General features: G+C 65.1%; 24 protein-coding genes. 14 read left to right on the top strand and 10 right to left on the bottom strand.

The window, feature by feature from the left end; all coding sequences use genetic code 11:
• Positions 1 to 283 precede the first annotated feature (283 nt).
• From Q8J98_RS02565 to Q8J98_RS02575, 3 genes are read left to right on the top strand one after another with little or no spacing between them, the layout of a single operon-like run.
• On the top strand, positions 284 to 946 hold the full coding sequence (locus Q8J98_RS02565) for a GntR family transcriptional regulator (protein ID WP_305293013.1): 663 nt from the start codon (positions 284 to 286) through the stop codon (positions 944 to 946).
• Complete coding sequence (locus Q8J98_RS02570; RefSeq protein ID WP_305293014.1) at positions 947 to 2,569, top strand: FGGY-family carbohydrate kinase; 1,623 nt, start codon at positions 947 to 949, stop codon at positions 2,567 to 2,569.
• Positions 2,570 to 4,159 carry a fucose isomerase gene (locus tag Q8J98_RS02575; RefSeq protein WP_305293015.1) on the top strand — a complete coding sequence of 530 codons (1,590 nt, stop codon included), beginning with the start codon at positions 2,570 to 2,572 and terminating at the stop codon, positions 4,157 to 4,159.
• 7 nt (positions 4,160 to 4,166) lie between these two features.
• Here the strand turns inward: Q8J98_RS02575 and Q8J98_RS02580 are convergent, their stop codons facing one another.
• Positions 4,167 to 4,823, bottom strand: a complete 657-nt coding sequence (locus Q8J98_RS02580) for a GntR family transcriptional regulator (protein WP_305293016.1) — start codon at positions 4,821 to 4,823, stop codon at positions 4,167 to 4,169.
• 145 nt (positions 4,824 to 4,968) lie between these two features.
• Between Q8J98_RS02580 and Q8J98_RS02585 the strand changes: the two genes are divergently transcribed.
• Complete coding sequence (locus Q8J98_RS02585) at positions 4,969 to 5,628, top strand: GntR family transcriptional regulator (RefSeq protein WP_305293017.1); 660 nt, start codon at positions 4,969 to 4,971, stop codon at positions 5,626 to 5,628.
• On the opposite strand, the gene Q8J98_RS02590 is transcribed toward Q8J98_RS02585, so the two are convergent.
• From Q8J98_RS02590 to dctP, 4 genes are read right to left on the bottom strand one after another with little or no spacing between them, the layout of a single operon-like run.
• Positions 5,625 to 6,473, bottom strand: coding sequence for a shikimate dehydrogenase (locus Q8J98_RS02590; protein ID WP_305293018.1), 849 nt, complete (start codon positions 6,471 to 6,473; stop codon positions 5,625 to 5,627). The genes Q8J98_RS02585 and Q8J98_RS02590 overlap by 4 nt on opposite strands.
• Entirely contained in the window at positions 6,470 to 7,765 is a 1,296-nt protein-coding gene (locus tag Q8J98_RS02595) for a TRAP transporter large permease (RefSeq protein ID WP_305293019.1), read from the bottom strand. Before Q8J98_RS02595 ends, Q8J98_RS02590 begins: the two co-directional genes overlap by 4 nt.
• Positions 7,766 to 8,275, bottom strand: a complete 510-nt coding sequence (locus Q8J98_RS02600) for a TRAP transporter small permease (protein WP_305293020.1) — start codon at positions 8,273 to 8,275, stop codon at positions 7,766 to 7,768. It abuts the gene before it with no gap.
• An 11-nt stretch (positions 8,276 to 8,286) separates the two neighbouring features.
• A complete protein-coding gene (gene dctP, locus Q8J98_RS02605) occupies positions 8,287 to 9,282 on the bottom strand; it encodes a TRAP transporter substrate-binding protein DctP (RefSeq protein ID WP_305185550.1) in 996 nt (331 codons plus the stop codon).
• A 287-nt stretch (positions 9,283 to 9,569) separates the two neighbouring features.
• On the opposite strand from dctP, the gene aroQ reads away from it, so the two are divergent.
• The 5 genes from aroQ (at position 9,570) to Q8J98_RS02630 (ending at position 15,425) form a co-directional block, all read left to right on the top strand.
• On the top strand, positions 9,570 to 10,013 hold the full coding sequence (gene aroQ, locus Q8J98_RS02610) for a type II 3-dehydroquinate dehydratase (protein WP_305293021.1): 444 nt from the start codon (positions 9,570 to 9,572) through the stop codon (positions 10,011 to 10,013).
• Positions 10,010 to 11,047, top strand: coding sequence for a Gfo/Idh/MocA family protein (locus Q8J98_RS02615; RefSeq protein WP_305293022.1), 1,038 nt, complete (start codon positions 10,010 to 10,012; stop codon positions 11,045 to 11,047). The genes aroQ and Q8J98_RS02615 overlap by 4 nt, the downstream gene beginning before the upstream one ends.
• An 18-nt stretch (positions 11,048 to 11,065) precedes the next feature.
• Positions 11,066 to 11,830, top strand: coding sequence for an HpcH/HpaI aldolase/citrate lyase family protein (locus Q8J98_RS02620; RefSeq protein ID WP_305293023.1), 765 nt, complete (start codon positions 11,066 to 11,068; stop codon positions 11,828 to 11,830).
• 49 nt (positions 11,831 to 11,879) lie between these two features.
• The gene (locus tag Q8J98_RS02625; protein ID WP_305293024.1) at positions 11,880 to 12,806 is read left to right on the top strand and encodes an AEC family transporter; all 927 of its coding nucleotides are present in this window, start codon (positions 11,880 to 11,882) and stop codon (positions 12,804 to 12,806) included.
• Positions 12,807 to 13,493: 687 nt separating this feature from the next.
• Positions 13,494 to 15,425, top strand: a complete 1,932-nt coding sequence (locus tag Q8J98_RS02630) for an elongation factor G (RefSeq protein WP_305293025.1) — start codon at positions 13,494 to 13,496, stop codon at positions 15,423 to 15,425.
• Positions 15,426 to 15,453: 28 nt separating this feature from the next.
• Here the strand turns inward: Q8J98_RS02630 and Q8J98_RS02635 are convergent, their stop codons facing one another.
• Positions 15,454 to 17,904 carry an FAD-dependent oxidoreductase gene (locus tag Q8J98_RS02635; protein ID WP_305293026.1) on the bottom strand — a complete coding sequence of 817 codons (2,451 nt, stop codon included), beginning with the start codon at positions 17,902 to 17,904 and terminating at the stop codon, positions 15,454 to 15,456.
• A gap of 123 nt (positions 17,905 to 18,027) precedes the next feature.
• Between Q8J98_RS02635 and Q8J98_RS02640 the strand changes: the two genes are divergently transcribed.
• The 3 genes from Q8J98_RS02640 to Q8J98_RS02650 all read left to right on the top strand — a co-directional run bounded on the left by Q8J98_RS02640 (position 18,028) and on the right by Q8J98_RS02650 (position 19,162).
• A complete protein-coding gene (locus tag Q8J98_RS02640) occupies positions 18,028 to 18,342 on the top strand; it encodes a hypothetical protein (RefSeq protein ID WP_305293027.1) in 315 nt (104 codons plus the stop codon).
• Between the two features lie 70 nt (positions 18,343 to 18,412).
• Positions 18,413 to 18,598 (top strand): CTP synthetase, encoded by a 186-nt coding sequence (locus Q8J98_RS02645; protein WP_305293028.1) that lies wholly within the window; start codon positions 18,413 to 18,415, stop codon positions 18,596 to 18,598.
• Between the two features lie 75 nt (positions 18,599 to 18,673).
• Positions 18,674 to 19,162 (top strand): cytochrome b, encoded by a 489-nt coding sequence (locus Q8J98_RS02650; protein ID WP_305293029.1) that lies wholly within the window; start codon positions 18,674 to 18,676, stop codon positions 19,160 to 19,162.
• Here the strand turns inward: Q8J98_RS02650 and Q8J98_RS02655 are convergent.
• Positions 19,159 to 19,920, bottom strand: a complete 762-nt coding sequence (locus Q8J98_RS02655; protein WP_305293030.1) for an alpha/beta fold hydrolase — start codon at positions 19,918 to 19,920, stop codon at positions 19,159 to 19,161. The genes Q8J98_RS02650 and Q8J98_RS02655 overlap by 4 nt on opposite strands.
• Positions 19,921 to 20,009: 89 nt before the next feature.
• Between Q8J98_RS02655 and Q8J98_RS02660 the strand changes: the two genes are divergently transcribed.
• A complete protein-coding gene (locus Q8J98_RS02660; RefSeq protein WP_305185538.1) occupies positions 20,010 to 20,381 on the top strand; it encodes a hypothetical protein in 372 nt (123 codons plus the stop codon).
• Here the strand turns inward: Q8J98_RS02660 and Q8J98_RS02665 are convergent.
• Together Q8J98_RS02665 and glyA are read right to left on the bottom strand one after the other, a co-directional pair.
• On the bottom strand, positions 20,372 to 21,163 hold the full coding sequence (locus Q8J98_RS02665; RefSeq protein ID WP_305293058.1) for a DUF817 domain-containing protein: 792 nt from the start codon (positions 21,161 to 21,163) through the stop codon (positions 20,372 to 20,374). The genes Q8J98_RS02660 and Q8J98_RS02665 overlap by 10 nt on opposite strands.
• 59 nt (positions 21,164 to 21,222) lie before the next feature.
• Positions 21,223 to 22,518, bottom strand: a complete 1,296-nt coding sequence (gene glyA, locus Q8J98_RS02670) for a serine hydroxymethyltransferase (protein WP_305293031.1) — start codon at positions 22,516 to 22,518, stop codon at positions 21,223 to 21,225.
• 343 nt (positions 22,519 to 22,861) lie between these two features.
• On the opposite strand from glyA, the gene Q8J98_RS02675 reads away from it, so the two are divergent.
• The gene (locus Q8J98_RS02675) at positions 22,862 to 23,629 is read left to right on the top strand and encodes an NAD kinase (RefSeq protein WP_305293032.1); all 768 of its coding nucleotides are present in this window, start codon (positions 22,862 to 22,864) and stop codon (positions 23,627 to 23,629) included.
• Between the two features lie 30 nt (positions 23,630 to 23,659).
• Here the strand turns inward: Q8J98_RS02675 and prpE are convergent, their stop codons facing one another.
• Complete coding sequence (gene prpE, locus Q8J98_RS02680) at positions 23,660 to 25,552, bottom strand: propionate-CoA ligase PrpE (RefSeq protein WP_305293033.1); 1,893 nt, start codon at positions 25,550 to 25,552, stop codon at positions 23,660 to 23,662.
• Positions 25,553 to 25,568: the final 16 nt, after the last annotated feature.

Raw genomic sequence — 25,568 nt, forward strand, 5'->3', positions numbered from 1 at the left:
AAATAGCTGACGCAATCCGCACTCCCTCAACTCTTACTCTGCGCAGAAAGGCTCCCAAGCCGGAACCGCGCACCCGCCAAGCCCGCCAAAGTTCACTCAAGCGAGCACTGCAAGACGTGCCAAGATACCGCAGGAAATCCATGACCCGCAACACTTTAGCGAGCGATGTCAGGGCGGACAGCAATATGTGATTGCTTCGGGGCTTGCCTGCATCTGACAGGTCAAATAACATGTTACTGTGCCAAGCAGACCTTTCGGCATGGGCGACACGGGGAAAACTGTCTTGGCTGCCGATCAGATCGAGTTCCAGACGCTGCGTGACAAGGCCTACGCGAGCTTTACCGAGCATCTGCTTGCCCGCACCATTGCGCCCGGCCAGTTCGTTTCGCAGCGCGAGTTGGTCGAGATTACCGGCATGCCGCTTGGGGCGATTCGGGAAATGATTCCGCGGCTTGAGGCGGATGGGCTGATCCGCGCGGTGCCGCAGCGGGGGCTGCAAGTCGCACAGGTCGACCTCGATCTGATCCGCAACGCCTTTCAGCTGCGTCTGGTGATCGAGCGCGAGGCGGTAACGCAGTTTTGCCAGACCGCGCCGCGGGCCGAGCTTGAATCGCTGCTTGCGGCGCATCGCGCGGCGCAGGACGAAGCCGGTGGCTGGGTCACGCCAACCGCTCTTGACCGCGCGCAAGAGCTCGACTGGGCATTCCATGACCGCATGGTGGATGCGTTGGAAAACGAGCTGATCTCGAATGTCTACCGGGTCAATTCCGTGCGTATCCGGCTGATCCGGCTGGCGCAAACACGGATGCTGCCGGCGCTGTTGCCGACTGTGATGGGCGAGCATATCGCCATCATCGAAGCGATGCTGGCGCGCGACCCGGCCGCAGCGGGGGCGGCGCTTGAAGCGCATATCGAGGTGGCGCGGCGGCGCGCACTGGGGGTTTGAATGGGCCATTTCATCGGAATCGACGTCGGAACCGGCAGCGCGCGGGCTGGGGTTTTCGACGCCAGCGGGCAACTTCTTGCCGCCGCTTCCGCACCGATCGCCGCGCATTGGCCGCGCCCCGATTTCGCGCAGCAAAGCTCGGCTGAAATCTGGGCGGCGGTGGCGGCGGCCTGCCGGGGGGCGGTGTCCGGCGCGGATGTGGCCGCAGGTGACATTGCGGGCCTCGGCTTTGACGCAACCTGCTCGCTGGTGGTGGCCGATGCCAAGGGAGGCCCGGTTTCGGTCTGCCCGGATGGTGCGGCGGGGCAAGACGTGGTGCTCTGGATGGACCACCGCGCCATTGCCGATGCCGAGGCGATCAATGCCACCGGTGCGGCAGTGCTGGCACATGTCGGCGGTGTCATTTCGCCTGAAATGCAGATGCCGAAACTCCGCTGGCTCAAGCGCGAGTTGCCGCAAGCCTGGGCGAAAGCGGCGCGGTTCTGGGATCTGCCGGACTGGCTCGCGCATCGTGCCACTGGCACCGAGACACGCTCGCTTTGCTCGGCGGTGTGCAAATGGGCCTATCTTGGCCACAAGGGCACCGCGGGCGAGGGCTGGGACAAGGGCTTTCTGGCCGAGATCGGGCTTGGCGATCTCGCCGGTGACCCGGCGCGTATCGGCACCCGCTTTGCCGCGCCGGGCGAGGCGGTGGGTACACTCAGCGCCGCGGCGGCGGCAGAGCTGGGGCTCAGCCCCGGCACCCCGGTTGCCAGCGGCATGATCGACGCCTATGCGGGCGCGCTCGGCACGCTGGGTGTTGCACCCGAACGCGGGAGGGAGGCGCGGCTGGCGGTGATCGCGGGCACCTCGGCCTGCCATATCCTGACCGCGCCCGAGGCGGTGTTCGTGCCCGGTGTCTGGGGGCCGTACCTTTCGGTGCTGATCGGTGGGGTCTGGGCGAACGAAGGCGGCCAATCGGCGGCGGGCGCGCTGATCGACGCAGTTCTGTCCCGCCACGCGGCCCTTGCCGAGGTCGAGGCGGAGGCCCGCGCCAAGGGCCTGCGCCCGACCGACCTGCTTGATGCGCGGCTGGCGGCAATGGCTTTCGAAACCGCAACCCTGACCCGCACCCGCCATGTGCAGCCGGATTTCCACGGCAACCGCTCGCCCTTGGCCGACCCGACGCGCCACGGCGCGATCAGCGGCCTCACGCTTGCGCATGATGCGAACGACCTTGCGCTGGACTACCTCGCAACGGTGCAGGCGCTTGCCTATGGCACCCGCCACATCATCACCGAAATGCGCGCGGCGGGGGCGGCGGTTGACGCGATCGTGGTGAGCGGCGGGCTGGCGAAGAACGCGCTTTATCTGCGCGAAACCGCCGATGCCACCGGCTGCACCGTGCTGGTGCCCGCGCAGGCCGAGCCGGTGCTGCTGGGGGCCGCGATGCTCGGGGCGGTCGCATCCGGCAGCTTTGCCAGCCTTCCCGCAGCCATGGCGGCGATGAGCGGGCCGGTTCATGCCATTGCCCCGCGCGGCGGCGCGATTGCCGCCTATCACGATGCAAAATACGCCGTGTTCCGGCGCATGCAGGACGATTTTCAGCACTATGCCGCCCTGATGGCGGTTGTGGAGGCATAAATGACCAAGATCATGCTGGTTTCCAGCGGCGACCTGCGCGAAAGCGCGAACCTGACCTGCTGGCCCGCGCAAAGCGCGATGGAGGCGCGGCTGGCGGAGGTGCTGGCGGGCATGGGCCACGAGCTTGTGCGCGCCCACCCGGTCAAGCCTGCGGGTCACGGGTTTATCGCCAGCCAGCGCGAGGGCATGGATGTTTTCGCCAATATCGAGCCGCAGGCCCCGCTGATTGTCGCCGAGGCCGTCTGGCAATATTCGCACCACCTTCTTGCCGGGCTATTCGCCCACAAGGGCCCGATCCTGACGGTGGCGAACTGGGCCGGGCAATGGCCGGGGCTGGTTGGTCTGCTGAACCTGAACGGCTCGCTTACCAAGGCGGGGGTGCCGTTCTCATCGCTGTGGAGCGTGGCTTTTTCCGATGATTTCTTTCTGAACGGGTTGCAGGAATGGCTCGGAACAGGAAAAATCAAACATGACCTGCGCCATCTGCGCGCGTTCGACCCCGCCACCGTGCCTGCCGCCGATGCCGCAATGGCGGGCGCGATTGCTGACGATATCCGCGCCAGAAAGCTCATTCTCGGGGTCTTCGACGAGGGCTGCATGGGCATGTACAACGCCATCATTCCCGACGAGCTGCTGATGCCGCTGGGCATCTACAAGGAACGACTCTCACAGTCGGCGCTTTACTTTGCCACCCGTCAGGTGCCCGAGGCCGAGGCCCGCGCCGCCTATGACTGGATGCGCGCCAAGGGCATGACCTTTCACCTTGGCCAGAACCCGGCGACCGAGTTGACCGAGGTGCAGGTGATCGATCAGTGCCGGATGTATGTCGCGGCAGTGCGGCTGGCCGATGCCTTCGGCTGCGAGGCGATAGGGATTCAGTATCAGCAGGGGCTGAAAGACCTCTGCCCCGCATCCGATCTGGTGGAAGGGATGCTGAACAACGCCGACCGCCCGCCAGTCAGCCGCGCCGATGGTTCGGTGATCCGCGATGGTCAGGCAATCGTGCATTTCAACGAGGTTGATGAATGCGCCGGGCTTGATGGTGTGCTGATCAACCGCCTGCACAGCGCCCTTGGCCAGCCGGTCGAAAACACCCTGCACGACCTGCGCTGGGGCGAGAATTTCGTGGTGGATGGCAAAAGCGAGTTTGTCTGGCTGTTCGAAATCTCCGGTGCCGCCCCCCCCGCGCATCACCTTGGCGGCTGGGCGGGGTCGGAAAGCCTGCGCCAGCCCGCAATGTATTTTCCCGCCGGTGGCGGCAGCCTGCGCGGCGTGGCAAAGCCCGGAGAAATCATCTGGAGCCGGATTTTTGTTGAAGGTGGTGCACTGCACATGGACCTTGGCCGCGGCCGCGCCGTGACCCTGCCCGAGGCCGAAAGCCGCCGCCGGGCGGCAGCGACCAGCCCCGAATGGCCGATGATGCACGCAGTTTTGCAGGGTGTGTCGCGCGATGCGATGATGGCGCGGCACCGGGCGAACCACATTCAGGTGGTTTATGCAGAAGATGCCGCGGCGGCAGACCGCGCCATGCTCGCCAAGGCATCGCTTGCCGACGCGCTGGGCATTGCCGTGCATCTTTGCGGGGTCTGAACCGGGCCTAGCCGAGCATGCGCGCCCGCAGCAGCGCCCCGGTTGCCTCGATATGCGCGACCAGCCGCGACACCGCCAGATCGGCGTTGCGCGCGCAGGCGGCGGCGGCGATGGCATCATGCTCGGCCTGCACATCGCGGCCAGCGGGCAGGTCGGCAAGGTAGAGCGCGCGGTAGCGGTCTTGCAGGCACCGCAACTGCGCGCAGAACTGCAACAAGAGCGGCATCGCCGCGCCACGCAGCAGCGCCATGTGGAACCCGGTATGCGCCGCCTCCCATGCAGCGGGGGCCTCGGCGCTGCGGGGCGTGGTGCGCAGCCGGTAGAGCGCGCCCATCACCTGGCTTTCCCAATCAAGATCGCCTGCCGCGACAGCGCCGCGTAGTGCCAGCGATTCGAGCGCGACCCGCAGCCGGGTGATTTCCGCAAGATCGCCAAGCGAAACCGGCGTCACCGAATAGCCGCGCTGATCTTCGAAGGCCACCAGCCCGTCCGCCACCAGCCGCGACATCGCTTCGCGCAACGGACTGATAGAGACGTCCTGCGCCTCGCGCAGCCGGTCGAGGTTGATCTTTTCGCCCGGCGCAAGCTCGCCGCGCACGATAGCGGCGCGCAGGTCGGCGACGATGCGGCTCGACAGGGTTTCCTTGCGCGTTTTCGTCGCCATACTGGGCCTTCCGGTTCTGCGCCCCGAGCATAAGCGACGATCAGCGCCACAGCAATCTTTCCTGCAAAAAATGGATGATCGGCGATTTCTCTGGTGACAGACTGCCGCAGCCGCTAGTCTGTCGCAAACGGAAAGGCCCCCCGGCGTGACGCAATCGCTTGCCCAGACGACCTATGAAAAGATGCGATCCGACATCATTTTCGGAAAGCTCGCGCCAGCCTCGCGGCTGCGGATGGAAGAGCTGCGCGCGCGCTACGGAGTTTCCGTGCCGACCCTGCGCGAGGCGCTCAGTCGGCTTGCAAGCGAGGGGCTGGCGGTGGCCGAAGACCAGCGCGGTTTTGCCGTTGCACCAATTTCCGAGGCCAACCTGCGCGAATTGGCGGCCCTGCGCACGCTGATCGAGTTGCACGCGCTCGAGCGTTCCTTCCATGTCGGCGATCTGGAGTGGAAATCGCGCGTGGTCGCTGCGCATCACAAGCTCAGCCGGATCGAACAGCGGATGATCGCGGGCGATGCTTGCGACCGGGTGGAATGGAAGCGCTACGATTCGGGGTTTCATCACGCGCTGATCATGGGCTGCGGATCGGCGGAATTGCTGGCGGTGCACGGCTCGGTGTTCGACCGTTATCTGCGCTACCAGATGGTTTACCTCACCTTTCGCGGCCAAATAGCCGCCGACGAGCATCAAGCGCTGCTCGAGGCGGCGCTGGAACGCGATGCGGTGCGAGGAAAAGAGATTCTGGTGCGCCATATCGAAGGCGGGGTGGAGCACGCCCTGCGCGCCCACGCCGCGCAAGTCGCCTAGGCGCGGTGGCTCAAGATGCCCCGCACCCAGTCCGGGTTGGCAACCTCAAGCCCGGAGAAGATTTCGAACGCCCGCACCCCTTGCTGGAAATAAAGCTCGTAGCCGCCTAGAAATGCCGCGCCAAGCCCGGTGACCTGCGCCCGGAAAGGCGTGTCGGCCGGGGTATAGACCGCGTCAAACGCCCAGACCGGACGTCCGCGCACCGCTTCGGGCAGCGGTGATCCCGGGCGGCCCTCCATGCCAAGAGGGGTGCAGTTCACCACCCCGTCGATCCCCGCAAGATCGTGCAGGCGGGCCGGGTCTGCGGCGGCGACCGCAACCGCCGAATGGCCCCGGATCGCCGCGGCAAGCGACGCTACCTTGCCCGCGTCGGTATCATGAAGCAGGATTTCCGAGGCTCCGAGGTCTGCAAGCCCGAAGCCGACCGCCCGCCCCACGCCGCCAGTGCCCAGCACCAGCACCCGCCCGGGCTTTCGCGCGCCAAAGGCGGCGCGCCAGGCTGCAACAAATCCGGAATGGTCGGTGTTGAAGGCGCGCGGCCCTTCGGGGGTGAAAAGCACGGTGTTGGCAGACCCCATCGCCCGCACCACGGGATCGCCCGCAGGCACCTGCGCCGCCGCCTCTTCCTTATGCGGATAGGTCACGTTGACCCCGGCAAAGCCGAGCCGCGCGCATTGCGCCAGAAGGTCGGGAAAGCCCAGCCCCCACTCTGCCGGAATGATCAGATCGTAGGTGACATTCACCCCCAGCGACAGCCCGCACAGCACATGCAGCGCGGGCGAGCGTGTGGCGGTGATGTTGCCGCCGATCAGCCCCAGACGGAGCGTCCGCACCGGCTCGCTCATCCGTGATACCCGAAATAGCGCGGGATCATCAGCGAGATGTCGGGGAAGACTGTCAACGCGACAAGCGCCAGCAGCAGTGCAAACAGGAACGGCAACACGTTCACGATGATATCGCGCAATGGGATGCCGGTGACCGCATTGATCACGAACAGGAGCATCCCGTAGGGCGGGGTGATCAGCCCGATCATCGCATTCACCACCATCACCACGCCAAAATGGATCAGGTCGATGCCGAGCACATTCGCGGTGGGAATGAACAGCGGCAGCACCACGAGAATGATCGTGGTTGCATCCAGCAGGCAGCCAAGGCCAAGAATGAGCAGGTTCATCGCCAGCAGGAACATCAGCGGCGAGATGTCGAGATCGGCCATGTAGGTCGAAAGCATCTGCGGAATCCGCTCGGTCGCAACGATGTAGTTGAAGATCAGCGCGCAGCCAATGACGATGCCGACCGTTGCAGCCTGGCGCGCGCTGTCAACCACCACGCGGTAGAATTCGCGCAGACGAAGCGAGCGGTAAAGCCCGGTGGCAAGCATCAGCGCGTAAAGCGCGGCAATGGCGGCGGCCTCGGTGGGCGTGGTCGCACCGCCGTAGATGCCCGAAAGCAGTATGACCGGCATCATCAGCGCCGGAAAGGCGCGGATGGTGATACCCGGCGCATCGCGCAGCGGCGTTGGCGCTTCCACCGGAATATCCCGGCGCCAGGAGATGACGTAGTTCATCGACATCAGCATGAAGCCCATCAGCAGCCCCGGCAGGATACCCGCAAGAAACAGGTAGCCAATCGACTGGTTCGATATCAGCGCATACATCACCATCGGTATCGATGGCGGAATGATCGGGCCGATGGTTGCCGAGGCGGCGGTCACGGCGGCGGCATACCCGCGCGAGTAATGCCCGGTTTTCACCATCATTTCGGTAATGATCTTGCCAATCCCCGCCGCGTCGGCCACCGCCGAGCCGGACATGCCGGAAAAGATCAGCGACGAGAGAATGTTGACATGCCCCATGCCGCCGCGGAACCGGCCCACTACGGCAACGCAGAAGGTCAGCAGCCGCTCCGAAACCGTGCCCGCGTTCATGATGTTGGCGGCGATGATGAACAACGGCACCGCCAGCAGCGTGTAGCCATCATAGATCGACTGGATAAGCTGCTCTGCTGCCAGCGCAAGGTCGGCCCCGTCAACCGCCAGATAAAGCGTGGCCGCGACCAACAGCGAATAGCCGATCGGCGTGCCAATGGCGGCAAGCGCGAACACCGCCACCAGACAGACAATGAATGCGAGGCTCATCTAGCGCGGCTCCTGGGGTATGGGAAGCGGGCGTGATGGCGGCGCGCCGGGGTCGCGCAGAATGGCGATCAGCCCAATGACGTAGCGCGCAACAAGGCCGACGCTGAACAGAATATAGATGATGAAAACCCACTTCATGCGGACCTGAAGCACGGCGCTGCGCTTGATCTTGTAGAAATCCACATAGTCCCAGGCGGCAGGCAGAGCACCTGCCACCGCGATGATGATCGACACCGCCGCCAGCATTGCAAAGATGCGCTGCCAGCGCGTCGGCGCTGCCTGATAGAGCAGATCGAATTTCACATGGTCTTCATCGCGCAGGCAAAAGGCCGCGCCCCAGAGCACCAGCCACAGCCAGAGCGTGGCGCTGACCTCCTGGGTCCAGCCGACTGGCAGGTTGAAGATATAGCGGGCGGCAATCTGCACGATGAACACCGAAAACAGGGTGGCAAGCATTGCTGCCGCCACCCCATCCGCCGTGTTTCGCAGCAGGCTTCTGAAGCGCTGCATGCGGCCCGTCCTCAGTTGGCGGCGTTGATCGCGTCAACGATGCCCGCAGGCCACGAGGCTGCATAGGACGAGGCAAGATAGGCCGCCTGCACCTGGGTGCGGAAGGCCGCAACATCGGGCTCATACACTTTCAGGCCCTGATCCTTGAAGAACTGCACAAGGTCGTCTTCAAGTTTCAGCTGACGGCTGCGGCCAAGGGCGGCGGCGTCGTCAGCGGCTTTCTGGGTGATCGCCTGCTGCTCGGGGGTCATCTTGTTCCAGGAATCTAGCGACAGCGCGAGGTAGTTGAGGTCAACCAGATGCGAGGTCAGCACGATCTGCTTGGTGACCTCGTAGAATTTCGAATCCTTCACCGTGGGCAGAGGGTTATCCTGCCCGTCGATGGCACCGGTTTGCAGCGCGGTGTAGATTTCGCCAAACGCGACCGGCACCGGGTTCGCCCCAAGCGCGGTGCCAAGGAACTGCCAGGCGTCGGTGCCCGGCATCCGCAGCTTGACGCCAGCCATGTCGGCGGGGGTCATGACCGTGCCTTCGGAGCGCAGGTTCAACTGGCGGCGGCCAAGATACATGATCGTCAGCAGCTTCACGCCAAGCTCTTTTTCCACTTTGGCCTTGAAGGGGTCCATCAGCGGGTCGTTGAACACCGCCACCTGGTGCGCCGCGTCGCGGTGCAGGTAGCCTGCGGTGAAAACCGAGAATTCGGGGAAGAACGACGCGAGCTCTTGCGCCGAAATGATCGCCATTTCGAGGTTGCCGCGGGCAATCGCTTCAAGCTCGGTCGCCTGCTTGAACAGCGTACCGTTGTAGTGCGCCTCATAATTGGCAAAGGCCGCGACGCCGGGGCCAAACACTTCGGCAAGCGCCACCGTGCGCTGGTCGGTCTCGGTGGCGACCGTGGACATGCGCAGCTGGATCTTGTCCTGTGCGGCCGCGATGCCTGCCGCGAGAATCATGGTAGCGGCCGCCGTTGCGCCAAGTACCGCGCGGCGGGTAATCGAATAAGTCATGGCTGGTCCTCCCATTGCCGGACAGATTCCCCCTCAGGGGCAATGCGACCCTGAGGTTCGCAGGTTCTGGGCCGCCTGTCCAGAAAATATCTGGCGATAGCTGTTTTCATCCACGCTATACAGGATGCGAAGATGTTCGCTTAATAATCAATTATCCAGTTTCCCTATGGCGGTTTTTCGCGTAGAAACCTGCGGCGAAGCTGTCGATTCACAGGTAGAGTTGGCGCATGCGCCAGATTGCGAAGGATGCCACAGCCAGAGGCGCGCAGCATCAAGGGGGAACGACGATGAGCAAGACCATCTACATTCTGAACGGGCCAAACCTGAACCTTCTCGGCCAGCGCCAGCCCGAAATCTATGGCCGCGAAACCCTGGCCGATGTCGAGGCAGATTGCCGCAAACTGGCAGAGGGGCTCGGGTTCGGGCTGAAACTGTTCCAGTCCAACCACGAAGGTGTGGTGATCGACACCATCCACGAGGCGCGCAAATCGGCCTGCGGCATCGTCATCAACCCTGGTGCCTTCACCCACACTTCGGTTGCCATTCTCGATGCGCTCAACGCTTTCGACGGGCCGGTGATCGAGGTGCATATCTCGAACGTGCACAAGCGCGAATCCTTCCGCCACCATTCCTATGTGTCGCTGCGCGCCGAGGGCGTGATCGCCGGGCTCGGCACCGAGGGCTATCAGGCCGCCGTGCGCCGCATCGCGCAGCTTGCAGCCAAGACATGACCACCGCTCGCATTGCCATCGCGGGGGCCGGGCTGATCGGCAAGCGCCATGCGCAGGCAATGGCGCAAGCGGCAGGCGCAAGCCTTGCCGCGATCATCGACCCGCTGCCCGCCGCCGCCGGTTTTGCGGCGGCCGAGGGTGTGCCGTATTTCCCGACGCTCGGGGCGATGCTGGCGGCGGGGGGGGCCGATGGCGTCATCCTTGCCACGCCGAATGCGCAGCATGTGGAAGGCGGCCTGGCCTGCCTGCGCGCGGGCCTGCCGGTGCTGGTGGAAAAGCCGCTCGCCACCGATGTTGCGGCGGCGCGGGTGCTGGTTGAGGCCGCCGAGGCGGCCGGCGTGCCGCTGGCTGTCGGCCACCACCGCCGCCACAACCCGCTGATCGCTGCCGCCAAGGCGATGATCGCGGGCGGCGAAATCGGCACGGTGGTTTCGGTCCATTCGATGTTCTGGCTCTTCAAGCCCGACGACTATTTCGATGTTGCCTGGCGGCGCGAACCCGGTGCCGGGCCGGTATTCATCAACCTCATCCACGATGTCGATCTGTTGCGGTATCTGGTCGGCGAAATCACTGCCGTGCAGGCCGCGCAATCAAGCGCCGTGCGCGGCAACCGGGTAGAAGAAACCGCTGTTCTGACACTCGAATTCGCCAATGGCGCGCTTGGCACCGCCAATGTTTCCGACACCATTCCCGCGCCTTGGTCGTGGGAGTTGACCAGTGGCGAAAACCCCGCCTATCCGCAGAGCTCCGAGGCCTGCTACCTGATTGGCGGCACCCATGGCGCGCTGGAATTGCCTGCGGGCAGGCTCTGGCACAACGCGGGCAAACGCGGCTGGTGGGAGCCGCTTTCGGCCCGCATCGGCCCGCGGCCGTCGGGCGACCCGCTGGTGTTGCAGATTGAACAATTCGCCCGGGTCATTACCGCTGCCGAGGCACCGCTGGTTCCCGGGCGCGAAGGGCTGAAAACGCTGGCGGTGATCGAAGCCGTCAAAACCTCCGCCCGCGAGGGGTGCCGGATAATAGTGCAGAACTGACATCAGGGAGAGACGCAGATGGATTTGCCCAAGAACCACTTCAAGGCCGGGCTGGCCGCAGGCCGACAGCAGATCGGCATCTGGGTTACGATCGCCGGTTCCGGTCATGCCGAATCAATCGCCGGATGCGGCTTTGACTGGATGCTGATCGACACCGAACATTCGGTGATGGATCTGGCGACCGTGCAGGCCATGCTGCAAGCGGCAGCGCCCTATGCCACGCAGGTGCTGGTGCGGCCCGGCTCGCTCGACCTCGTGGAGATCAAGCGGCTACTCGACATCGGCGCGCAGACGATCCTCGTGCCTTATGTGCAAAGTGCCGAGGAAGCCGCGCGCGCGGTGCAGGCAGTGCGCTACCCTCCGCATGGGGTGCGCGGTGTCGCGGGCATCACCCGTGCCAGCCGCTACGGCGCGATACCTGATTACAACGCCCGCGCCAATGCCGAGGTCTGCCTGCTGGTGCAGGTCGAAACCGCCGCAACCCTGCCCCATATCGAGGCGATCTGCGCGGTCGAGGGGGTGGATGGCGTGTTCATCGGCCCTGCCGACCTTGCCGCCTCGATGGGCCATCCCGGCAACCCCGGCCACCCTGAGGTGAAGGCCGCGGTGCTCGACGCCGTGCGGCGCATCCGCAAGGCTGGCAAACCCGCGGGCATCCTGTCGCTCGACCCGTCGCTGCTTACCGAAGCGATGGCGGCGGGCACGCTTTTTACCGCGGTCGATGTCGATCAGGCAATCATGCTGCGCGGTGCCCGCGATCTGGCCAAGAAGTGGAAGACCTGACCCGGCACCACCCTGACTGCGCCACATCTGCGCCCCGCCGGGGGCGCTGATGCTGGCGGTATTTGCGCTGACGCTGCCGATTTACCTCATGATTGCGCTTGGCTTTTCCGTTGCCAAACTGGGCTATGTCGCGGTTTCCGACATGCGCGCCATCGGCCGCGTGGTGCTGCGCGTGGCGATGCCCGCGCTGATCTTTCTGGCGCTGGCCCGCGCGCCGCTGGCCGAAACCCTGCGCTGGGATTTCATCGCGGGCTACGCGGCGGGCTCGCTGGCGGTCTTTGCAGCGGGCTTTGCGCTGGCGCGCGGGCCGCTGCGCCGGCCGATGCCGCAAGCCGCGCTCGAGGCGCTGGGCATGTCATGCTCCAACTCGGCCTATCTCGGCATGCCGGTGGCGGCACTTCTGGTAGGTGATGTGGCGCTGCGGGCGTTTGCCATGGCGATGCTGGTGGAAAACATCCTGATCATGCCGCTGGCGGTGACGCTGGCCGAAGCATCGGGCGGCGGCGGGCGGCTGGCGGCGCTGCGCCGAACGCTTGCGGGCATGGTGCAAAACCCGCTGCTGATCGCGGTGCTGGTGGGGGTCGCCGCCTCGGTCACCGGCTTCGTGCTGCCCGACGCGGTGCTGAAGGTGCTGGGCATGCTTGCCCCGGTCGCGGCACCGGTGGCGCTTTTGGTGATCGGCTCGGCGGTCGCGGACCTGCCGCCATCGGGCATCGGAGGCGCGGCGGTGGCGCGGGTGGTGTTCGGCAAGCTGGTGTTGCACCCGGCGGCGGTGCTTGCCGGGCTCTATCTGCTCGGCCCCTCGCCGCCCGCGCTCCTCACCTCGGGCGTGCTTATCGCCTCGGTGCCGATGCTCTCGATCTATGCGCTCTTTGGCCTGCGCTGGGGCAACGAGGCGATGGCCGCCACCGCGCTTATCGTCGCCACGGTGGTTTCCTTCTTTACCGTCTCCGCGCTGCTGGCGCTCATGGGTTAGGCCGGTTCATTGAAATTATGCTCGAAATTGGCCCGAATCTTTGCATTCGCAGTGGTGAAAAGTCTGACAAATGCAACCAGAGCACAACGACCCCGCGCCCTGATCGGCCACCGATTCCACCCGCAACGCCACGCCAGCCAGAAAACCGCGGCCTGACCCGAAATGGAACGCCATGGCCTTTGACCGCCGCGCCGCCATTGACGAGTTGGCAACCGATCTTTCTGTCGCCTGGAATGGCGGGCCGCGGGTTCCGTCGCCCGGCCCCGCGCCTGCACCGCAAACACCGCCCGGCATCCGCGCCGCACCCCCCGTGCTGCGCTGATATATGTGGTGAACCACCCCGCCGCGCGTGGCATCAGGATTTGGGTCGGCATGGCCGTTAGCGTGGGTGCGCACTCCGCTTCCCTGCCAACGCCCGCAGGTCCGTGTCCTTGCGCTGATCTTGGAACGCTTGGCAGCATCGCCCCTGCGGCTGCCTGATTGCCCGCCGCAGCGGACCGATTGTCGCGGCAGCGCCGATAGACCGGTGCACGGCCTCTGAGCAGTTGCCCGTGCCGCTGACCCATGCAATTGTCGGAACGGGCCGCGGTCATGGTGGCCACAGGCAATCGGGGTGACGGATCGCAATCCGACCCGAACCCCGCCGGGTGCCATCCAGGTGCCCGGACAGACAGGAGGGTTTGACGGATGCGATGCTTTACAGTTCTTGGGCCATCCCAATCGGGCAAGACAACGCTCGTACGGGCACTGAGCCAGCTTGAGGGCGCGACCCCGCGCACGGAAACTGCCGGCAACCTCGCACTGACCCGCTTCACATTTCTGAACGAACCCTGGTGCGCGCTCGATGTCGCGGGCGGTGCCGAACCCTCGGGCACCACCGGCAGCGCGCTTGCCGCCAGCGATGCGGTCATTCTGTGCGTGCCATCCGACCCCGCGGCGGCGGTGCTCGCCGCGCCCTATCTGCGCGTCATCGAGGCCTCTGGCACGCCCTGCCTGATCTTCATCAACAAGATGGATACGCCGCAGGGCCGCGTGCATGACATCGTTTCATCGCTACAGGGGTATTCGCAGCACACCCTCGTTCTGCGCCAGATCCCGATCCGCGAAGGCGGCATGGTGGTCGGCGCGATTGACCTGATTTCGGAACGAGCCTGGCATTACCAGGAGGGCAAACCCTCGTTCATGATGGAAATTCCCGATTCGATGCGCGAGGTCGAGCATCAGGCCCGCGCCGAGTTGCTCGAACACCTGTCGGAATTCGATGACGGGTTGCTCGAGGAACTGATCGAAGACCGCGAGCCGCCGACCGGAGAGCTGTTCCAGACCGCCGCCCGCATCCTGCAAGACAACAAGCTGATCCCGGCCTATCTCGGTGCCGCAAGCCATGTGAACGGTGTCATGCGCCTGATGAAGGCGCTGCGCCACGAGGCCCCATCGGTCGCCACGTTGCGCGCCCGCCTCAGCCCAACGGGCGAAGCGATCGCGGTGGGCTTTCATGCCGAATTCCAGAAGCACCTCGGCAAGGCGGTTTATCTGCGGGCGCTTGGCGATGGCGTGAAGGCAGGCACCACGCTTGCCGGTGGCAATGTCGGAAACCTGACCGAGTTTGGGGAAACTGGTGCTGCAACGCTGGCTGCGGGCAGCGTGGGGGTTGCGGTCAAGGCCGATCATCTGAATTCCGGGCGGCTCTTTACTGCCAGCAGCGCGGTTGAGTGCCCAGATTGGGTGCGCGGCCACCGCCCGATTCTGGCGCGGATCCTGCTGCCATCCAACGAGCGCGACGAGGCGCGCATGTCAACCGCATTGGCGCGGATGCAGGAAACCGACCTTGGCATCGAAGTGGCGCAAGACGAAGATACCGGCCATTCTGTGTTGCGCGTGCAGGGGCCGTTGCATCTGCGCCGTATCCTTGCGTCGATCGCCGACGACTTCGACGTGAAGGTGACCGACCAGATCCCCGGCACCAGCTACCGCGAAACCATTTCGCGTCAGGCCGAGGAACACTATCGCCACCGAAAGCAGTCGGGTGGCTCGGGGCAGTTTGCCGATGTGGTGCTGATCGTGCGCCCGCAGGAACGCGGCGCGGGCTTTGCCTTTGACGAGGTGGTAAAGGGCGGCGCGGTGCCGCGCAACTTCATCTCGTCGGTCGAAGAGGGCGCGCGCGACGCCACAAAATCGGGTCCGCTCGGATTTCCGGTGATCGACGTTGCGGTGACGCTGACCGATGGCAAGCACCATGCCGTTGACAGTTCCGACCACGCCTTCCGCACCGCCGCCAAGATGGGTACGCGCGAGGCGCTGCAAAACGCCGGACCGGTGCTATTGCAGCCGATCGAGCGGATGGAAATTCACGCGCCGTCAGTGTTTTCGGGTGCCATCGTCTCGCTAATTTCGACGCTCAAGGGGCAGGTGCTCGGCTTCGAGCCGAACCCGGAGGCGCGCGGCTGGGATGTGACGCGGCTGCTGTTGCCCGGATCATCGCGCGATGATCTGATCCGGGGCCTCGGAACTGCCACGCAGGGCACCGGCTGGTTCGAGTCGAGCTTTGACCACTATCAGGAACTGCACGGCAAGGAAGCCGAGGCGATCTGCCGCGCGCACGCCAAGGAACACGCCTGAGCCGCCCCGGAACCGCCCGTGCGCCCGTTCAGGCGCGCGGGCGCTCCGACTTCGGGTCGTAAAGCGGCGCAAGGCTTGCCCGCGCCGCGATCCGCTGGCCCGCCACCTCGATCTCGTAGCGCGCCGCCAGCATTTCCGCGCCGCTTTCGCCCGCATGCGTGCAGGGCACATAGCCAAGCCCGACCGAACCGCCAAGGCTGTGTCCATAGGCCCCCGAAGCCAGCACCCCGACAATCCGGCCGTCGCGCAGGATCGGCTCGTTGTGGTAAAGCATCGGCTCGGGGTCGCTGAGAAGGAATTGCACCAGGTGCCGTGTCAGCCCGGCCTCGCGCTTGCGCAGCACTGCCTCGCGGCCGATGAAGCCGCCCTTGTCGGTTGCGACGGCAAAGCCAAGCCCTGCCTCAAGCACATGATCTTCATCGGTGATGTCATGGCCAAAACTGCGATAGGCCTTTTCCATCCGGCACGAATTCATCGCGTGCAGCCCGCAAAGCCGCAGCCCCGCCGCCGTGCCCGCTTCGGTCAGCGCCTCGAACACATGCGCGGCCTGATCGGTTGAAACATATAGCTCCCAGCCCAGTTCGCCCACATAGCTGATCCGGTGCGCCCGCGCGAGACCCATGCCCACCTCGATTTCGCGTGCCGTGCCAAAGCCATGCGCGGCATTGGAAAGGTCGGCAGGTGAGCAGGCGGCGAGCACCTCGCGGGCGCGCGGCCCCATCAGGCAGAGCACCGCTTCGGCAGCGGTGACATCGGTGATGGTGGCGAGATCGCCGCCGAGGTTGCGGCGCAGCCATGCCAGATCGCGCTGCAAGGTGGCGGCGGGCACCACCAGCAAGAACGCCGTTTCGGAAAGCCGGGTGATCGTGAGGTCGGATTCGATACCGCCGCGCGCATTCAGCATCTGGCAATAGACGATGCGCCCGTTGTCCACATCGATCTGCGCCGCTGCGACCCGCTCCAGAAACGCCAGCGCCCCCGGCCCCTCGACCCGGATCTTGCCGAAACTCGACATGTCGATAAGGCCCACGCCCTGGCGCAGCGCCCGGTGCTCGGCTGCGGAGTTTTCAAACCAGTTCTGCCGCCCCCAGGAATAGCGGTATTCCGGCACCTCGCCCGCTGCCGCGAACCAGTTCGCCCGCTCCCACCCAGCGGTCTCGCCAAAGACCGCCCCGGCAGCCTTCAGATGTTCGTGCACCGGCGAGCGGCGGATGCCGCGCGCCGTGGCTGGCTGGCGGCAGGGGAAATGGTCGGCATAAAGAAGGCCCAGCGTTTCGCTGACCCTTTCGCGCAGATAGCGGCGGTTTTTCTGGAAAGGCTGGGCGCGGCGGATATCGACATCCCAAAGGTCGAAGGGCGGCTCGCCACCATCCATCCAGGAGGCCAGCGCCATGCCCGCGCCGCCCGACGAGACGATGCCGATCGAGTTATACCCTGCCGCCACCCAGTAGCCGCTCAGCTCCGGGGCCTCGCCCAGATAATAGCGGTCGTCGGGGGTGAAGCTCTCTGGCCCGTTGAAAAACGTGTGAATCCCGGCGCTTGCAAGCATCGGCATGCGGTTGACAGCCGCTGCGAGGATCGGTTCGAAATGGTCGAAATCCTCGGGCAACTGATCAAAGCAGAAGCTTTCGGGAATTCCCTGCATGCCCCAGGGCTTGGCCTTTGGCTCGAACGCGCCCAGCAATATCTTGCCGGCATCCTCCTTGTAATAGGCGCATTCATCGGGCACCCGAAGCACCGGCAGCCTCTCAAGGCCCGCAATGGGTTCGGTGACGATGTAGAAATGTTCGCAAGCATGCAACGGCAGTGCCACGCTCGATGCCGCCGCCAGATCGCGGCCCCACATGCCGGCCGCGTTCACCACCAGATCAGCGGCAATGTGGCCCTGCGCCTCGCCCTGCACCCAGGTGACTCCGGTCACCCGGCCCGCCGCTTGCGTCACACTGGCAACTTTCACCCCCTCGGCGATCAGCGCGCCTTTCGCGCGCGCACCCTTGGCAAGCGCCAGCGCGATGTTGCCGGGGTCGGCCTGCCCGTCGGCTGGCAGATGCACCCCCATCGTTACGCCTTCGGTGTTCAGATGCGGATACATCGCCTTGATTTCGGCCAGCGAAAGCTCGGCCACCTCGACCCCGAAGGCCCGCGCCAGCCCGGCTTGCCGAAGCAATTCCTCGCGCCGCTCATTGGTCAGCGCCACCGAGATCGAGCCGCAGGCACGAAAGCCGGTGGCAAGCCCGGTTTCGTCGCCAAGGCGCGCGTAAAGATCGGCGGAATACTTGGCCAGCCGGGTCATGTTGAGGCTGGCGCGCAACTGCCCGACCAGCCCGGCGGCATGCCATGTGGTGCCCGAAGTCAGCTTTTGGCGCTCCAACAGCACGATGTCGCGCCAGCCAAGGCGGGCGAGGTGATAGGCCACCGAACAGCCCGAAATGCCGCCGCCAATGATGACGACGCGGGCAGAGGCAGGCAGGGCAATCATGGCGCACTCCGGGGTTCAAGGGAACGGTGCCAGAGTGCGGAGGCATGTGCGGAACTGCAACGCGATTCGGTGCCGCAGGCAGGCGGTAACTTTTGATTAACCATGCTGCGGCAGTCTCGCCGCATGCGCAGCCCGCTTCTCGTCTTCGCCCTCGTCACCGCTTGCGCCTCGCCCGCGCCCGAGTTCTTTGGTGCCACCCGCCACGAGATCACGCTCGAAGGCATTCGCTTTGTCGTGCTGCACAAGGGAAACGCCGCCGAGGTGATCCGCATGGGTTATCTCGGCCGCGCCGAACGCGTGCCGGTGGCGGAACTGATGCTGCGCGCTGTCGCCGAGACCACCGGCTGCCGGGTGCTGCCAGGAACTGTGGTCACCGGCCTGCCGGGTGATACCGGCGAGGCGCGGATGCGGCTTGCCTGCCCGGCCCCGACACCATGACCCAGATCAATGTCGGGTCCCGGGAAACCTGTTTTTGTGCCCATGAAGCGCGCGCTTTCAGGAGGCTTACATGTTTCGTCTTGCATCACTGATCTACGCTGTTGCGGGCCCGACCCTTGCTGGTATTCTCATTGTCGTGGCGCTGAGCACCGGGCGCGATGGTCTGAACGCGATCCTGTATGCGGCAGCCATTGGCGCGGTGCTGGCGCTACCGGCGTCTTGGCTCGTGGCCAAGAAAATGCTCGCGACCGCCTGAGATCGGCGACGGAAAGCCTTGTGGCGCACGTTGCACCCCAGGGTGCGACGGCGCGCTCTTGTATTTGAGGATAATATGCCAAACCCAACCGGATACTCCGCCTCGCAAATCTGGCTGCACTGGATCGTGGCGCTGCTGATCGTGCTGCAATTCGTGCTGAAAAACCCCATTTCCGAAGCCTGGCGCGCGATGGGCCGGGGCGAAGAGGTTGCGTTCAGCACGCTGATCGGGGCGCATGTGGCGGGTGGGCTGCTGGTGCTGGCGCTGGTGATCTGGCGGCTGGTGTTGCGCGTCACCCGAGGCGCGCCGCAACCGCCCGCCGAAGAATCGGCCCCGCTGAAGCTTGTGGCCAAGGCGACGCATGGGCTGCTTTACCTGCTGCTGATCGGCATGCCGGTTTCGGGCGCGACGGCATGGATTGGCGGCATTGAGGCTGCCGCCGGGGTCCATAGCGTGTTGAGGGTTCTGATGCTGCTTTTCGTGGCGCTCCATGTGGCGGGTGCGCTCTATCACCAGTTCGTGTTGAAAAACAAACTGCTGGCGCGGATGAAGCGCCCCGGCTAGGCGAGGAAACCGCGCACGATCTCTTCAAATTCGCGCGGGGCATCGGCGTGCAGCCAGTGCCCCGCGCCCGCAATTTCGCTGAACCGCGCCGCCGGAAACAGCGCAAGGATTGCGGCGTGGTGTTCAGGCCGGATGTAATCCGACAGCGCGCCTTTCACGAAAAGCGCCGGTCCCGCAAACTGCCCCGAGGTGTTGGGCCAACCGGTGATGCGTTCCATTTCGGCATCAAGCGCCGCGAGGTTCAGCTTCCAGCGCGCCGGTGTTGCCTTGAGGTCGAGCGATTGCAGAAGGAACGCCCGCACCGCCGCATCGGGCACCGAAAGCGCCATCCGCCGGTCGGCGTCGGATCGCAGGCTGAGCCCGCCAAGGTCAAGCGCCCGCATTGCCGCCACCAGATGTCGCTGGCTGTGGCCATAGGCCACCGGGGCAATGTCGGCCACCACCAGGCGGCGCACCCGCGCAGGGTCGCCGAGCGCCAACAGCATTGCCGCCTTACCGCCCATGGAATGGCCAAGCACATCGGCCTGCCCGCCGTTGGCGGCAATCACCTTGGCAAGGTCGTCGGCAAGCTCGGCGTAGCCATGCGCCGGGTTCCATTTGCTGTCGCCGTGGTTGCGCATATCGACCGCAAGCACCTGCCTGCCCTCAGCCAGGCGGCGGGCGATCACACCCCAATTGCGGGCCGAGCCAAAAAGGCCATGCACGATGAGTAGCGGCGGAAGTGCGCCAGGCGCACCATGGCTGACAAGGTTCAACATGGTGCCAGGCTAACGCAGCGCCCCCGCCGCTGCCAGTGCCGTTGCGTCGGCGCGACGCTGCGCATAGGCTTTGCCCAGCCGGAGGCCGCATGAACCCCCAGACCCTGCACCAGATGTCGGAACGCGTCGCGCAACTGATGGAAGAGCGGCTGAAGGCGCGCGGCACCGGCCTGCGCGCCAAACTGGCGCACCGTGGCCGCGCGCTGCCACGCAAACTGCGCGCCGAGGCGGAATTGCTGGTCGAGGCCGAAGCGCGCTCGGTCAGCCCCAAGCTGGCGCGGCAGATAGATATGGAGCGAGTATCGCTGGCCTATGACGCGCTGGTGCGGCACCTGAAGCCGATCGGTGCCAGCGCGCGCCGCGCGACGCTTGCCGTCAACCTCGCCGCGACCGTGGTTTTCGTGCTGGTTGTTACCGCCGCTGCGGTGCTCGCGGTAATGGTCTGGCGCGACTATCTGTAAAGCGGCGCGCGGCTGATCGCGCTGCGCGACACCAGCGAAACGGTGACAAAGCTCACATGCAGCAAGAGATACCACGAGCCGAGCTTGCCCAGCGAAACGATCTGCTGCGGGCCTTGCCCTGAATAAAGCCAGGTGCCGGTCGCGGTGCCGATATTCTCGGCCAGCCACAAGAACAGGCTCGCCAGAAACGCCGCCAGCGGCATCGGCATCCAGTAGCGCCGCCCGACCGTGAACCAGACCCGTGTGCGCCCGAACATCAACAGCGTGGCGGCAAAGAGCGCCAGCCGGATATCGGGCAGAAAGTGATGCGCGAAGAAATTGGCGTAAATCGCCGCCGCCAGCGCGAGGCTCTGCCAATAGCGCGGGTAGGGGGCAAAGCGCATGTCGAAAATCCGGATCACCCGGGCAATGTAGGAACCAACCGAGGCATACATGAAGCCCGAGAACAGCGGCACGCCGAGAAGTTTGAAAAGACCCGGCTCCGGGTAGCCCCATGACCCGGCACCGACCTTGAACCATTCCATCGCGGTGCCGGTGAGGTGGAAAAGCAGGATGACCCGCGCCTCGTCCCAGGTCTCAAGCCGCCACCACAGAAATGCCGCCTGGGTGAGCAGCGCAAAGGCAAAGAGCGCATCGTAGCGTTGCACCGGCCAATCCGGCTGCCAAACCGCCTTGCTGGCAAGGATTGCCGCCAGCATGAGCGCACCGAACAGGCAGGCCCAGCCCTGTTTCAGCCCGAACATGACGAATTCGGCCAGAACATGCGGCAGCCTTGCCCGCACCGCATCGCCCAGCCGCCGCTCGATCTCGGCGGTAGGCGGGGTGCTGCGGTGGTCCGGGTTCACAGCGCCGGATAAATCGGAAACCGGGCGCAAAGCGCCGCGACCTTGGCCCGCACGGCGGCCTCGACCGCGCCGTTATCCTCTTCGCCATTCGCCGCCAGACCATCGACGACATCCACGATCCAGCGCCCGATGTCGCGGAACTCGGCCTCGCCAAAGCCGCGCGTGGTGCCTGCCGGGGTGCCAAGCCGCACGCCAGAAGTCACCGTGGGCTTTTCGGGGTCGAAGGGAATGCCGTTCTTGTTGCAGGTGATATGCGCGCGGCCCAGCGCCTTTTCAGTGGCGTTGCCCTTCACCCCCTTGGGGCGCAGATCGACCAGCATCAGATGCGTGTCGGTGCCGCCGGTCACAATCGCCAGCCCGCCCTTCATCAGCTGATCCGCCAGCGCCTGCGCGTTCGTCACCACCTGCGCCGCGTAGGATGCGAACTCGGGCCTCAGTGCCTCGCCAAAGGCGACCGCCTTGGCAGCGATCACATGCATCAATGGCCCGCCCTGAATACCTGGGAAGATTGCCGAATTGACCTTTTTCGCGATCTCGTCGCTGTTGGTCAAGATCATGCCGCCGCGCGGCCCGCGCAGGGTCTTGTGCGTGGTCGTGGTGGCGACATCGGCAAAGGGGAAGGGCGAGGGGTGCGCGCCGCCCGCCACGAGGCCCGCGAAATGCGCCATGTCCACCATCAACAGCGCGCCCACCTCGTCGGCAATGGCGCGGAAGGCGGCAAAGTCGATCTGCCGCGGAATTGCCGACCCCCCGGCAATGATCAGCCGCGGCTTGTGTTCGCGCGCCAGCCGCGCCACCTCGTCATAATCGATGCGGTTATCCTGCGCGCGCACCCCGTATTGCACCGCATGGAACCACTTGCCCGACTGGTTCGGTGCCGCGCCATGCGTGAGATGCCCGCCCGAAGCAAGGTTCATGCCCAAAATCGTGTCGCCCGGCTTCAAGAGCGCGTTGAACACGCCCTGGTTGGCCTGACTGCCCGAATTCGGCTGCACATTGGCGTAGCCGCAGGCAAAAAGCTTTTTCGCCCGTTCAATCGCCAGCGTTTCGGCCACATCGACGAATTCGCAACCGCCGTAATAGCGCTTGCCGGGGTAGCCTTCGGCGTATTTGTTGGTCATCACCGAGCCCTGCGCTTCCAGCACCGCCGCCGAAACGATGTTTTCCGAAGCGATCAGCTCGATCTCGTCTTGCTGACGTCCAAGCTCCCGACGGATCGCCCCGGCAATCTCGGGGTCGCGGCTGGCAAGCGTTTCGGTGAAATAGCCGGGGTCGCGGACCGATGCTGTCATGGCGTGCTCCTGAAAATCGATGCGGGTTTGCAGGGTCTTTAGCCGAGGTGCAGACTTTCAGGAACAGCGAAATTGCGCGGCGCGTGCAAAATCCGGCGCGCTCAGGCCGCTCAGACCACGGTGAACTGGTCCATCAGGCCGCCGTCTTCTTGTTCGAGAACCTGGCAAGCAAGTAGCCCGGGGGTTCGCGGGTGAAGCCTGCCCTGCTTGCCTCACCGCCACGACAATGATTCCCGTCGAACGCCGTTGCGCGCTTGTCGCGGGGGTGCGCGCATTAAGCGCTTGTGCCGCCCGCCCCCAGCGGCAAGATTGCAGTCGCACCGCAACCGCGAGGATCAGGCGCATGTCATTGTCGGCCCATCTGAAAATCCGATTTGTCGCGGCGGGCACCGAACCCGCGCAAGCGGCACTCGCCGAACTGGTGGCGCGCTACGGGCAAGTTTCGCGCGACGTGGCAGAGGTGATCGTGGCGCTTGGCGGCGATGGGCTGATGCTGCAAACCCTGCACGAACGCGCGGGATTGCCGATTTATGGCATGAATTGCGGCACCATCGGCTTTCTGATGAACGATTACGCGGTCGAGGGCCTGCATGCGCGGGTGGAGGCGGCAGAAGAGGCGGTGCTCAACCCGCTCGCCATGCGCGCGGGCACCGAGGATGGTCAGGTGCACGAGGCGCTTGCAATCAACGATGTCTCGCTGCTCCGCGCCGGTCCGCAGGCGGCAAAGCTGCGTATCTCGGTGAACGGTGTGGTGCGGATGGATGAACTGGTTTGCGACGGGGCCATTGTCTGCACACCCGCCGGTTCCACCGCCTACAACTATTCGGCACATGGGCCGATCCTGCCGATCGGCTCCGATGTACTGGCGCTGACAGCGGTTGCCGCATTCCGGCCGAGGCGCTGGCGCGGCGCGATTGTGCCAAAATCCGCGACGGTCCGCTTTGACGTGCTCGAACCGGAAAAGCGCCCGGTCATGGCCGATGCCGATGGCCGCTCCGTCAGGCCGGTGCTCTGGGTCGAAACCCGCTCCGAACCGACGATTTCGCACCGAATCCTGTTCGAAACCGGCCACGGCCTTGGCGAGCGGCTGATGCGCGAACAATTCGTTTGAAGGGGCGGCGGCCTGCCGCCCCCGCCACCATCACGCTGCGGGCAGCCCGAGCTTGCCGAGCGCCACCGCGATTTCATCCAGTATCGCCGGGTCGTCGATGGTCGCCGGGGTCTTGTAGGTTTCGCCATCAGCGATCTTCACCATCGTCGCGCGCAATATCTTGCCCGACCGGGTTTTCGGCAGCCTGTCCACCACGCAGGCCAGCTTGAACGCCGCCACCGGGCCGATCTGGTCGCGCACCAGCTTCACGCAGTCTTTCACCACATCGGCAGGGGCGCGCGTTGCCCCTTTGTTGAGGCACAGGAACCCCAGCGGCTGCTGGCCCTTCAGCGCATCGGCGACACCGATCACCGCGCATTCGGCCACATCCGGGTGGCCCGCCAGCACCTCTTCCATTGCCCCGGTCGAAAGCCGGTGCCCCGCCACGTTGATCACGTCATCGGTGCGCGCCATGATGTAAAGGTAGCCATCGGCATCAATATACCCGGCATCGCCGGTTTCGTAGTAACCGGGGAAATGGTCGAGGTAGCTTTTGCGAAACCGCGCCTCGGCATTCCAGAGGCCGGGCAGGGTGCCGGGCGGCAGGGGAAGCTTGACCACGATAGCACCAAGCGTGCCGGGCGGAACCGGGTGGCCGCCCTCGTCCAGCACCTGCACATCGTAGCCCGGCATCGGCACCGAAGGCGAGCCGATCTTGGTGGGCAACTCCTCGATGCCCAATGGGTTCGCGGCGATTGCCCAGCCGGTTTCGGTCTGCCACCAGTGGTCAACCACCGGTACCCGCAAATGCCGTTGCGCCCATTTCACCGTGTCCGGGTCGGCCCGCTCACCGGCAAGGTAGAGCGCATCGAAATGGCGCAGGTTGTATTCGTCGATCAGCTTGCCTTCCGGGTCTTCGCGCTTGATCGCGCGCAGCGCGGTCGGCGCGGTGAAAAGCGCCTTCACCTTCTGGTTCTGCAGCACCCGCCAGAATGCACCCGCGTCAGGCGTGCCCACCGGCTTGCCTTCGTAAACGATGGTCGTCGCCCCGGCAATCAGCGGTCCGTAGCAGATGTAGCTGTGGCCCACGACCCAACCCACGTCCGAGGCAGCCCAGAACACGTCGCCCGCGTCGATGTTGTAGATTGCCTTCATCGTCCAGTTGAGCGCCACCAGATGCCCCGCGGTGGCGCGGATCACGCCCTTGGGTTGCCCTGTGGTGCCCGAGGTATAGAGAATATAGGCGGGGTGGTCGCCCCGCACCGGCACGCATTCGGCAGGCTCGACACCATACTGGAACGTATGCCAGGCAAAATCGCGGCCTTCGGTCAGCTGCGCCACTTCCTGCTCGCGCTGAAAGATCACGCAGAAGCCCGGCTTGTGCGCCGCCACCTCGATGGCCTTGTCGAGCAAGGGCTTGTAATGCACCACGCGGCCCGGCTCCAGCCCGCAAGAGGCAGCAATAATCGCCTTGGGCTTTGCGTCGTCGATCCGGACTGCCAGTTCATGGGCGGCAAAGCCGCCGAATACCACCGAATGAATGGCACCGAGCCGCGCACAGGCCAGCATCGCCTCCAACGCCTCGGGCACCATCGGCATGTAGATGATGACGCGGTCGCCCTTTTCCACACCCTTCGCGCGCAGCGCACCGGCAAGGCTCGCCACCCGCTTTTGCAGCTCGGCGTAAGTGATGCCCTTGCGCGAATGGGTGATCGGGCTGACATGGATGATGGCAAGCTGGTCGCCGCGCCCCGCCTCGACATGCCGGTCAACCGCGTTCCAGCAGGTATTCACCTCGGCGTCGCAAAACCATTCGTAAAGCGGTGCCTTTTCGGCAAAGAGCGCCTTCGAGGGCGGGGTTACCCAGTCGATGGCTTCCGCCGCCCGCATCCAGAAATCTTCGGGGTCATTCTGCCAGGCTTCGTACACGTCCCTGTATGCCATTGCATGCCTCCTCCGC

It is taken from the genome of Phaeovulum sp., from assembly GCF_030684035.1.
Lineage (GTDB): Bacteria > Pseudomonadota > Alphaproteobacteria > Rhodobacterales > Rhodobacteraceae > UBA6213.

What these genes read in the sequence shown, in the direction of transcription:
- aroQ (WP_305293021.1), top strand. Translation starts at nt 9,570, where the DNA reads ATGAGCAAGACCATCTACATTCTGAACGGGCCAAACCTGAACCTTCTC.
- Q8J98_RS02635 (WP_305293026.1), bottom strand. Translation starts at nt 17,904, where the DNA reads ATGATTGCCCTGCCTGCCTCTGCCCGCGTCGTCATCATTGGCGGCGGC.
- Q8J98_RS02675 (WP_305293032.1), top strand. Translation starts at nt 22,862, where the DNA reads ATGTCATTGTCGGCCCATCTGAAAATCCGATTTGTCGCGGCGGGCACC.
- Q8J98_RS02575 (WP_305293015.1), top strand. Translation starts at nt 2,570, where the DNA reads ATGACCAAGATCATGCTGGTTTCCAGCGGCGACCTGCGCGAAAGCGCG.
- Q8J98_RS02580 (WP_305293016.1), bottom strand. Translation starts at nt 4,823, where the DNA reads ATGGCGACGAAAACGCGCAAGGAAACCCTGTCGAGCCGCATCGTCGCC.
- Q8J98_RS02600 (WP_305293020.1), bottom strand. Translation starts at nt 8,275, where the DNA reads ATGCAGCGCTTCAGAAGCCTGCTGCGAAACACGGCGGATGGGGTGGCG.
- prpE (WP_305293033.1), bottom strand. Translation starts at nt 25,552, where the DNA reads ATGGCATACAGGGACGTGTACGAAGCCTGGCAGAATGACCCCGAAGAT.
- Q8J98_RS02595 (WP_305293019.1), bottom strand. Translation starts at nt 7,765, where the DNA reads ATGAGCCTCGCATTCATTGTCTGTCTGGTGGCGGTGTTCGCGCTTGCC.
- Q8J98_RS02660 (WP_305185538.1), top strand. Translation starts at nt 20,010, where the DNA reads ATGAACCCCCAGACCCTGCACCAGATGTCGGAACGCGTCGCGCAACTG.
- dctP (WP_305185550.1), bottom strand. Translation starts at nt 9,282, where the DNA reads ATGACTTATTCGATTACCCGCCGCGCGGTACTTGGCGCAACGGCGGCC.
- Q8J98_RS02590 (WP_305293018.1), bottom strand. Translation starts at nt 6,473, where the DNA reads ATGAGCGAGCCGGTGCGGACGCTCCGTCTGGGGCTGATCGGCGGCAAC.
- Q8J98_RS02655 (WP_305293030.1), bottom strand. Translation starts at nt 19,920, where the DNA reads ATGTTGAACCTTGTCAGCCATGGTGCGCCTGGCGCACTTCCGCCGCTA.
- Q8J98_RS02630 (WP_305293025.1), top strand. Translation starts at nt 13,494, where the DNA reads ATGCGATGCTTTACAGTTCTTGGGCCATCCCAATCGGGCAAGACAACG.
- Q8J98_RS02640 (WP_305293027.1), top strand. Translation starts at nt 18,028, where the DNA reads ATGCGCAGCCCGCTTCTCGTCTTCGCCCTCGTCACCGCTTGCGCCTCG.
- Q8J98_RS02570 (WP_305293014.1), top strand. Translation starts at nt 947, where the DNA reads ATGGGCCATTTCATCGGAATCGACGTCGGAACCGGCAGCGCGCGGGCT.
- Q8J98_RS02625 (WP_305293024.1), top strand. Translation starts at nt 11,880, where the DNA reads ATGCTGGCGGTATTTGCGCTGACGCTGCCGATTTACCTCATGATTGCG.
- Q8J98_RS02650 (WP_305293029.1), top strand. Translation starts at nt 18,674, where the DNA reads ATGCCAAACCCAACCGGATACTCCGCCTCGCAAATCTGGCTGCACTGG.
- Q8J98_RS02645 (WP_305293028.1), top strand. Translation starts at nt 18,413, where the DNA reads ATGTTTCGTCTTGCATCACTGATCTACGCTGTTGCGGGCCCGACCCTT.
- Q8J98_RS02620 (WP_305293023.1), top strand. Translation starts at nt 11,066, where the DNA reads ATGGATTTGCCCAAGAACCACTTCAAGGCCGGGCTGGCCGCAGGCCGA.
- glyA (WP_305293031.1), bottom strand. Translation starts at nt 22,518, where the DNA reads ATGACAGCATCGGTCCGCGACCCCGGCTATTTCACCGAAACGCTTGCC.
- Q8J98_RS02615 (WP_305293022.1), top strand. Translation starts at nt 10,010, where the DNA reads ATGACCACCGCTCGCATTGCCATCGCGGGGGCCGGGCTGATCGGCAAG.